This is a genomic window from uncultured Marinobacter sp. (assembly GCF_963974375.1).
Lineage (GTDB): Bacteria > Pseudomonadota > Gammaproteobacteria > Pseudomonadales > Oleiphilaceae > Marinobacter.
Genome location: NZ_CAXBDN010000011.1, coordinates 25924 through 34730, shown reverse-complemented (window position 1 = coordinate 34730; position 8807 = coordinate 25924). Strand labels below are relative to the sequence as shown.

8 protein-coding genes are annotated in these 8807 nt (G+C 56.9%); 4 read left to right on the top strand and 4 right to left on the bottom strand.

Annotation, left to right across the window (positions count from 1 at the left end; all coding sequences use genetic code 11):
* Nucleotides 1-39: 39 nt before the first annotated feature.
* Together AAC035_RS01840 and AAC035_RS01835 are read right to left on the bottom strand one after the other, a co-directional pair.
* A complete protein-coding gene (locus AAC035_RS01840) occupies nt 40-906 on the bottom strand; it encodes an Ig-like domain-containing protein (protein ID WP_339799440.1) in 867 nt (288 codons plus the stop codon).
* 493 nt (nt 907-1399) lie between these two features.
* Nucleotides 1400-3109 (bottom strand): methyl-accepting chemotaxis protein, encoded by a 1710-nt coding sequence (locus tag AAC035_RS01835; protein ID WP_339799438.1) that lies wholly within the window; start codon nt 3107-3109, stop codon nt 1400-1402.
* 215 nt (nt 3110-3324) lie between these two features.
* On the opposite strand from AAC035_RS01835, the gene AAC035_RS01830 reads away from it, so the two are divergent.
* The 4 genes from AAC035_RS01830 (at nt 3325) to AAC035_RS01815 (ending at nt 6475) form a co-directional block, all read left to right on the top strand.
* Entirely contained in the window at nt 3325-4368 is a 1044-nt protein-coding gene (locus AAC035_RS01830; protein ID WP_339799436.1) for a serine hydrolase, read from the top strand.
* 125 nt (nt 4369-4493) lie between these two features.
* Nucleotides 4494-5279: a hypothetical protein gene (locus tag AAC035_RS01825; protein ID WP_339799434.1), complete on the top strand. Its 786-nt coding sequence runs from the start codon at nt 4494-4496 to the stop codon at nt 5277-5279.
* 124 nt (nt 5280-5403) lie between these two features.
* Nucleotides 5404-5886, top strand: coding sequence for an ArsI/CadI family heavy metal resistance metalloenzyme (locus tag AAC035_RS01820; protein ID WP_339799432.1), 483 nt, complete (start codon nt 5404-5406; stop codon nt 5884-5886).
* Entirely contained in the window at nt 5879-6475 is a 597-nt protein-coding gene (locus AAC035_RS01815; RefSeq protein WP_339799430.1) for a sigma-70 family RNA polymerase sigma factor, read from the top strand. Before AAC035_RS01820 ends, AAC035_RS01815 begins: the two co-directional genes overlap by 8 nt.
* Before the next feature lie 51 nt (nt 6476-6526).
* Here the strand turns inward: AAC035_RS01815 and AAC035_RS01810 are convergent, their stop codons facing one another.
* On the bottom strand, nt 6527-7687 hold the full coding sequence (locus AAC035_RS01810; RefSeq protein ID WP_339799428.1) for a C4-dicarboxylate TRAP transporter substrate-binding protein: 1161 nt from the start codon (nt 7685-7687) through the stop codon (nt 6527-6529).
* Between the two features lie 317 nt (nt 7688-8004).
* A complete protein-coding gene (locus tag AAC035_RS01805; RefSeq protein WP_339799426.1) occupies nt 8005-8778 on the bottom strand; it encodes an SDR family oxidoreductase in 774 nt (257 codons plus the stop codon).
* Nucleotides 8779-8807 lie beyond the last annotated feature (29 nt).

The following is an 8807-nucleotide window of genomic DNA, read 5'->3' as shown; positions in this document are numbered from 1 at the left end:
CAAAATTAATGGCCAGTAGTGGGTCATTTTAATTGGCCACTAACAACTTGCGCCATCCGCTCCAGAAACAGACCAGACAACATCAGATGTAACTTCCCGCTGACTACCATCTGTGTAACTAGCTGTCGCTGAGAGTGCAGCAGGGAAGCCAGCTGGAATGGTCAATGCTTCACTCGAGATCATTAAATCTGTTACTAGTGCTGGTGTAATTTCAATCGTAACTGACGATGAAATACCTGAATCGCTGGACGCAGTTACCGTCGCCGTTCCTATACCTGAGCTTACAATCCGACCGAAATTCACTGGATCTATTTGTACAGTGGAGGTATTTGAAGTTTGTAGCGAAATAGGATTACTGTCGTCCAGCATTTCCCGGGTCTCGTCATTGTAAATGCCAAAAACTTTAAGTGTAGACGATGTGCCCAATGGGATTGTTGAAGGGGTAAGCACTAAATCCAGCCTACTCAAAATCCGCTGTTCCACCTCAATCGAAATGTCAGTTGTGATTTCTCCATATCTCACGGTCAAAGCAGTAGTGCCTGGAGAGACTGCAGCAATGGTGCCCTCAGAACTTACTGTAGCAATAGTTTCGTTTTCGGTAGCCCACTCAAAATCAGCATTGACCGTATTCGTTACACTACCGTCATCGTTGATCAGTGTGGCTTTTAGCGTTAGCGACTGGCCCTCAATGAGAGTAGGGGAGGGGCCGATATCGGAAAACTCAATAGATGTGGCTGAGGGAGATGGGGTGTCGTCGTTGCCCGAAGACGAGCCACCGCACCCTGCCAACATTATGGAAAGCAAAAATGAAAATAATATAGTGCAAGCGCTCTTTACGTTCAAAATATCTAAAAATCCAGAAAATATGAATCCCTGATATTTTTTTTGTATTATTTTTTTGAACATATACATTTCCTTGTCGGAGAGGATCTATCCCGCACTCTTATGCTGGGATGAAAGGGACTGTGCGTCTATTGAGCCGAGTATAAAATCGACCCCGAGCACAAATCGCCAAACTAGAGCGTACCTGAATAACTAGCATCCTAACCAGAAAAATTGGCCCCCCGTGGACTGCTGGGGGAGGTTTTCACCGAATTTCACATTTGAGGACTTACTACTTACTGCTAGAAAGGTTCATGCGACTTGCTGCGGCGACTCTGCGTAAGTCTCGAAATAGGCGGTAATACGACAACCGCCTACCGTGTAAGATTCGTTGCCTTAGTGGTTCAGGTGATGTTCTCAAAGGCCAGGTACAGTTCAGGAAATGCAAGGTTCGGTGCGGGATTTAATGTTAAACGAACGGACAAGTCGGTTTTCTGAAGGCAGGACCAGCTAAAAATACGGGTAGTTAGACCTTATCTGGTTCTGGTGAGTAAGATTTATGGCCTGGTTCAAGATTTTAATCCTCAATCCCCAAAGCCGCAGCCGGCAAACCAATAAACAACCCACCCCAGTAGCGCCCATTCGGCTCAATGGGCACCGACAGGTTGAACATCACTTCACCGGTGTCCCGAATGTAACTCTGCAGTTTGAAACGCCCCATATGGGGAATGGTGCGGCTCTGGAAGAAACGCATGTGGCGACTTTTCAGGAGGTCCACTTCCGGGTTACCGGTGGGGGGATGGGACAGTTCACTGCGGTGAATGGCCACATAGCCTTCGGTGTCCAGGGGCAGGCAGTAAAGGGAACCGTCGTTTTCCTTTGCCCATTCGTCGATCAGGTGCTGGCAGGCCTGCTGGAAGGGGCGGGCGTAGCCGACGTCGTATTTCTGGGGATTGGTGCCGGGTATTTCCCGGTGTTTGCGGTCGTACATGTCCACGCCTTCCTCCACCAGTTTGCCAATGGCCTCCTGGATCTGGTCGCGACGGGCTTCCAGTTTTTCCAGGGTCTGTTCCATGGGCCCGCGGCCAATGCGGAACTGACACAGCTTGTGTAGGGTCTCGTCGGCGGAATCCACCAGGGTGCTGGTCTGGCTGTCGGAGGCTTCCATGTTTTCGCGGATGCGCTGACCCAGCGAGCGGATTTCAACGCTGCGGCTGTGCACGTCCCGGTTCACCACGGTCAGTTGCTCTACCGCCGAGCTGATCTGCAACAGGTCACCATGGGATGATTCGAAATCGGCAATCATGGTCTGGAACTGACTGGATGAGGTCTCCACCGCCTGGCGCACCCGGCTGGCCTGATCCTGCATGGCGTTCATGCCAGCACCGGTGCGGTCTACTACGCCGGTCATCTTCTGGACCAGATCGTTGATCTGATCGGCGGCACCGCCCACCTTCACCGCCAGGCCGCGCACTTCATCGGCTACCACGGCAAAGCCCCGGCCCTGCTCGCCGGCACGGGCGGCCTCAATAGCCGCATTCAGGGCCAGCATGTTGGTCTGGGCGGAAAAGTCCTGAACGGTGCCCAGAATAGTCTGGATACTGGAAGAGGTGCCCTGCAACTCCGCCACGGTGGACTGGAATTCCGCCATCATGTCGCTGACTTCAGCGATCAGCTGCGCCGCCTCCTTCAGTTCCTGAGCGGACTCCTGCCCGGCCTGCAGGTTGCGGGAATTCATATCGGCAATGGTGCTGGTGCGGCTGGCCAGCTCCTCGATGGCGTTGGAGGATTCTTCGCTGGAGTTAAAAATGGTTTCCGAGAAGGACTCCTGCTGGCCAGCGTCTTTAGCGGCAGTTTCCGACAGTTTGCGACCCCGGGCGGCGGCCAGGGATACCCGGATGGTGTGGCTGCGCAGATCATCCAGAGTCTCCCGCAGGCGCTCGATGAACTGGTTCAGCAGTTCGGCGCTTTCCGAGTTGTTCTGCTGGTCAGGCACCTGTTGTGACAGGTCGCCCTGATCTTCGTTGATGCCCCGCAGGGTGGTCACCAGAGGCCCTTGCGTGGCGCGGTCCAGACGCCAGCCAAACCACGCCGTACCTAGTCCCGCCGCTGCCAGCAAGGCGGCTACCCACACCATGGCCCCGCCACCCTGCCAGGCCAGCAAACCGGAAGTAAGCAACTGGAGAGCACCAGCAGCCATCGCGCACCCCTGAAAACGGGTGAGGGTGGGTGAACCGGAATTGCCGGACACGGGGCGGGTAGCGCTGGGGGCCTGTGCTGTAGTCATGAGGTGAGCCTGTTTCATGATGCTGTCGTTGTTTTTTGTCATCAAGCGTAACGGCCAGTTTTTGCTGTTCTGTAGCGGAATGCAACGGACCGACATGGGCCTTTTGGTTTCCAAGTGTAACGGTCCGTATCGTGACCATCCCGTCATCTGATAAAGCTGGTGTGGGGATTCTGACGTAAGCACACTGGTGGAGTTAATCTGTTGTGAGGATTGTCATGAGTCAGAACCCGGGTGTTGTCAGTGCTGATTGGGTCGCTTCGGGCTTTGTGGGTCGACTGCTGGCCGTGGTGCTGGCACTGGCAATCAGCGCGCAGGCCCGGGCCATCGAGGCACCGCTGGATACCCTGGGCTTCGAGGGCCTGGCTGAGCAGGCGGAAGCAACCGCGCGGTTGCACAGTGTGCTGATCTCGGTCGACGGCGAGCCGGTGTACGCCCAGGTGATTCGTGGCCCGGCGCTGGATCAGCCGGTGAACATCAAGTCCCTCTCCAAAACCCTGCTGGCTGCGGTTACCGGAGCGGCCATTGATAAGGGCCTGCTGCAAGGGGCGGATCAGTCCATCACTGAGCTTCTGACGCCCCCGGCCGGTGCTGATGAGCGGGTGGCCGAGATTACTGTGGGCAACCTGCTGACCATGCAGGCGGGTCTGGGGCGCACATCTGGCCCCAATTACGGAGAATGGGTGACCAGCAACAACTGGGTCAATTATGCCCTGACCCGACCCTTCGTGGACGAGCCCGGCGGCACCATGCTGTATTCCACCGGCAGCTATCATATTCTCTCGGCGGCGCTCACAGCGCACACCGGCAAGGACACCCTGACTCTGACCCGGGAGCTGTTGGGCGACCCACTGAATATCCAGATTCATCCCTGGCCCCGGGACCCTCAGGGCATCTATTTTGGCGGTAACGACATGCGGGTGTCGCCGCTGGCGCTGCTGCAGATCGGCGAGCTTTATCGCAACGGCGGTTTGCACGATGGCCGGCGGGTGCTGTCACAGGAGTGGATCAACCAGTCCTGGCAACCCAGAACCCGCTCCCGCTTCACCAACGATCCCTACGGTTATGGCTGGTTCGAAACCGACCTGACCGGTTACACCGCTTACTACGGCCGCGGCTTCGGCGGTCAGATGCTTTATGTGATCCCGGAGCTGGCTGTGACCGCGGTGATGATCTCCAGCCCCGAACCCCCGGGCCAGCCCGGGTTGATTCAGCAATTGCATGGGTTATTGGAGAAGTTTGTGATTCCGGTGGTGCGCTGATCTCACGTGGATCTGGCAGGAACCTCTGAAAACCTCTCCATCACATGGCCAAATGACGAACTCCGGCCAATACTGATAGATGTGCTCCCCACAGACTCATCTATCCGTGCCCGGAGGGACCTGCCATGGCTAGCGATGAAAAACCCCGACTCAGACCTTGTCCTGCTTACCGTCAGTTCGTCAGTGCCCTGAATTCCATTGGTGGCGCGGTACTGCAGCAGTCTGCGGAGCCCTGGGAGCTGCATCCCGGGGTCTCGGCGGACTCAGAGCGGATGCTTAACGCCCACGCCGAACTGTGCGCCTTGCTACTGGCGCTTCTGAACTGCAGTGAATTCTGGAAACGGCTGTGGTTCGATAACCTGAAGTCCGCATTGCAGTTGATTGATCTGGGCGATCTGGAAGCCGAGCTGCAGGGCGATACCATCACTCATCTGGTCCGCTTTTTTGAAGAGATGGGTATGAGCGAACAGGCTGCTGAGGCTTATGTTGAGGAACAGGTCAGGGAGTGCCTTCATCTGGCCGATCAGATTGCCATCCAGTACCGGGGCAGACCCAATTCGGCGGTCCTGTTCCAGCTGAAAAACAAGGCTCTGTTTCAGGTCAGGCGGATGAGTGAAACGGTCTGTGGGCCTCTCAATTCCTATGCCACGAGAGTTGAAGCCGACAGGCGGGCCCGTCGGCTTTTAACCTGGGTACGTCGCCTGTTCGGCAGCATGATCACCGGTGCCCTGGGGGCGGCTCACCCAACGCTGATAATGGATAATCCGGACGGCCCGGCTTACCTTGCCCTGACCGGCGATGCCAGGAACAGGGCATTGCTGACTGCGATCTCGATTCTGACGTTACACGCCAGCGAAACTCCGGGTCCTGAGCCCCTGGTCAACGCGCAGCCTGTGCCTGTACCCGCCTGATCGCCTGACCACAATGCCAGACGTTTCGGTTTTTTTCTGCGACTGTTTCCTGGTAGCTCCGTCTTGTTACTGAGAGCGGGACAGTGGGTTCTGCACAAGCAGCAAAAACAGACCGAGGATTGCCATGAAACGATTTCACGTACATGTGTCCGTTGCCGACCTGAATGAGAGCGTTGCCTTCTACAGCCGGCTGTTTGCCCAGCCACCCGCCAGGGAGGAAGCGGACTACGCCAAGTGGATGCTGGATGATCCACGCATCAATTTTGCGATCTCGACCCGCTCTGCCACCACCGGTGTCGATCACTTCGGAGTGCAGGTGGACAGCGAGGAAGAACTGCTGGCCCTGCGGGACCGGGCCTGCCAGTCCGGTGCCGAGATTCTCGATGAGGGCAAAGCCCAGTGCTGCTATGCTGTCAGCGACAAACACTGGGTTGTAGACCCGCAGGGCATGCCCTGGGAGCATTTTGTAACCATGGGTGAGGCCCGACAGTTCGGCACGGCAACACGCGCCGGGGCCAGTGCGCCGGATGAGGTCTCCGCCCACTCTGGAACACCTGATCAGGGAGAGAACCGCCAGGATGCACCCGCCGGATCATGCTGTGGTTGATCAGACCGCTGTTAAGCCGTCAGCACCGGAGCAGGTGCTGACCGAATCCTATCGCCAGTTTCGCAGTGGATTGCTGGGGTTTCTCCAGGGCCGGGTCCATGACCCGGCCCTGGCCGAAGATCTGTTGCACGAGGTGTTTCTCAAGGCCATGACAGCTCTGGAGAAGGGTGTCACGCCGGCCAATATGCCGGCCTGGCTGTACCGTATCGCCCGCAACGTGATCATTGACCATTACCGCAGTCAGCGGATCACCAGTGAGCTGCCGGAAGACCTGGAAGCGGAGCAGCCTTTCAGCCTGCCCGCAGAGCAGACTCTGGCCCTGTGCCTGACGCCCTTCATGAAAGAATTGCCGGAGTTGTACCGTGACACCATGCTGGCCACGGCCATTGAAGGTCGCTCCCTGGCAGACCTGAGCCGGGAACTGGGGCTTTCCCATTCTGCGATGAAAAGCCGCGCCAGCCGTGGTCGGCAGATGCTGCGGGACAAGGTGCTGGAATGCTGCCACGTGGAGCTGGCGGGGGATGGCGAAGTGGTGGATTACCGCAAGCGGGAGTGCCTCGGCAATCCCGGCTGCGGCCATAAAAAATAACGAATTCTGCTGGATGGCATCAGGTTCGCCATCCAGCAGCGCGCGGGCCGTTTACAGACCGTGCTTCGACGGGTCAACCTTTGACAGTACCTCCGTCCAGTAAACCTCTGCCAGTGCTTCCTTGCTGTCGACGTCCTGCACCAGGCCTACCCACTTTTCCAGAATCGGGCGGAATTCTTCCAGCATCTCTACGCCGTTCTGCACGCCATGACGATCCTTGTAGTACTGGGCGATCACGGTCATATCCCCGCGGACAAACTCTCGGGTGGCGTTAACCAGGTCAGGCTCAGCCTTGTGAAGTTTGATGCCCATCTCGGAGCTGGCCCGTTCCAGAACGTCAGCCTCCCGGGCATGATAGACGAAGGGAATTTCAGCAGAGATATGAGCGGATGCCTGCAGCATGGCGCGGCGCTGGTCGTCACTGAGCCTGCGCCAGGTATCCATGTTGGTGTTGGCAATGGGCGCTCCGGCGAATACCCCACCCGGCATATCAGTGGTTATGTTGGTGGTGGCTTCAATGATACCCAGGTTCTCCAGGTCCGGTGCGGAGATCAGCACACAATCCACAACGCCCTGTGAGAGTGCTTCCATGGCATCATTGCCGGAAAGCGTGACCGGAGTGGCACCAAAACCGGTGGCCCACCGTGACCACTGGGAGCCCGCTGCTCTCAGCCGTTTGCCTCGGAGATCCGCCACGCTGGTGACAGGCGTGTTGCAGTTGAGCATGTAGTTTGAGCTCGAGGCCATGCCGGTGAACACCTGGTTCTGGGCCTTGAATTCGTTGTTGCAGCCGTCGCAGTGGAAAAATATATACTCCAGCAGGGCACCGACATAGGCGGGGCCTTCCTTGCCCTGAACGGACTCATCCAGTAACTGAGTCTGCATGGCCGCTTCTGCCAGCAGGTTGGTGTGGGGGTATTCAGCTGGGAAGTAAGGGCTCAGAAGGTAGCCAATATCTGTGATGCCATCCCGCAGACCGGCTGAGGTTTCGGCAAAGTTCAGCAGTGACAGGGGGTAAACCCGCACATTGAGCTCACCGTTGGAATACTCCTTCACCATATCCGCGTAATGTTCCGCAGCCTTTGCCGAATCACTGCCCGGTGGGTAGCCAAGTGCGTAACGCAGTGTCTCGGCAGAAACCGAAGTGCTGCCAAGACAGCCCGCCACAAGGGCGGCCGAGAGTGTGTGGGTAATGCCTTTGCGTAGATTCATACAGGTGCCCCAAATTATTGTAGTTTTGGTTTGAGCAACATCTTGCAGTGTCTTGCGGGTGGCAAATCGGATGACGCACAGCCACCCCACCGGAAACTACCGGTAGATATGAAAGTAGTGTGTGATTTTTAACCAGGCAATCCTGAAACTGAAAATCGTCGGAATGGACGAGAGCGATATTTGAGGGGTAACTGGGGAATTAAAGTAGTAATGCTGAGTTTTATATCCAGAAAAAAGCCCGGGCCACCTGAGCGGTCCGGGCTTTGACGCAACCTTTCAGGTCGTCACAGCAGTATCAAGACGCCATCACGAGACCATCAAGAAACCATAGTCCCGCCATCAATGGCAATGGCCTGGCCGGTGATGTGGCGGCCGGCTTCGGTGGCCAGCAGAGCAGTGAGGCCCTTCATGTCTTCGTCGCCGCCGTAGCGGTTCAGCGGAATCCGCTCCAGCATCTTGTCACCCATGGCATCCAGCAGGCCGTTGGCCATTTTGGACGGGAAGAAGCCCGGGCAGATGGCATTCACGTTGATGTTGTACTTGCCCCATTCCGCCGCCAGGGCGCGGGTGAAGTTCACATTGGCGCCCTTGCTGGTGTTGTAGGCAATGGTGTTCATGCCTTCCGGGTTGCCAGACAGGCCGGCGATGGACGCAGTGATGATGATCTTGCCGGACTTCTGGGGGATCATGCAGCGCTTGCCCACTTCCCGGGTCAGGTAGAAGATGGCGTCCACGTTCAGGTTCATGACCTTGTCCCAGGCCGCGTCCGGATGGTCTTCAGCCGGAGCTCCCCAGGTGGCGCCGGCATTGTTGATCAGGATGTCGATGGTGCCGAAGCGCTCTACTACCTGATCGACAAATCCGGAAATGCCGGCTTTGTCAGACATATCGGCGGCAATGGTCATGACCTCGATCCCGAGATCCTTCAGGTGCTTCTCGGCATCGTCCAGTTCGTGCTGCTTGCGAGCACTGATGACCACTTTTGCGCCCAGCTCGCCAACGGCTTCGGCCATTTGCAGACCCAGACCGCGGGAACCGCCGGTGATGACGGCAACTTTGCCGGTCAGATCAAATAACTGTTTCAGACTCATGGGATCTCCTGTTTTTATAAATGGTTATC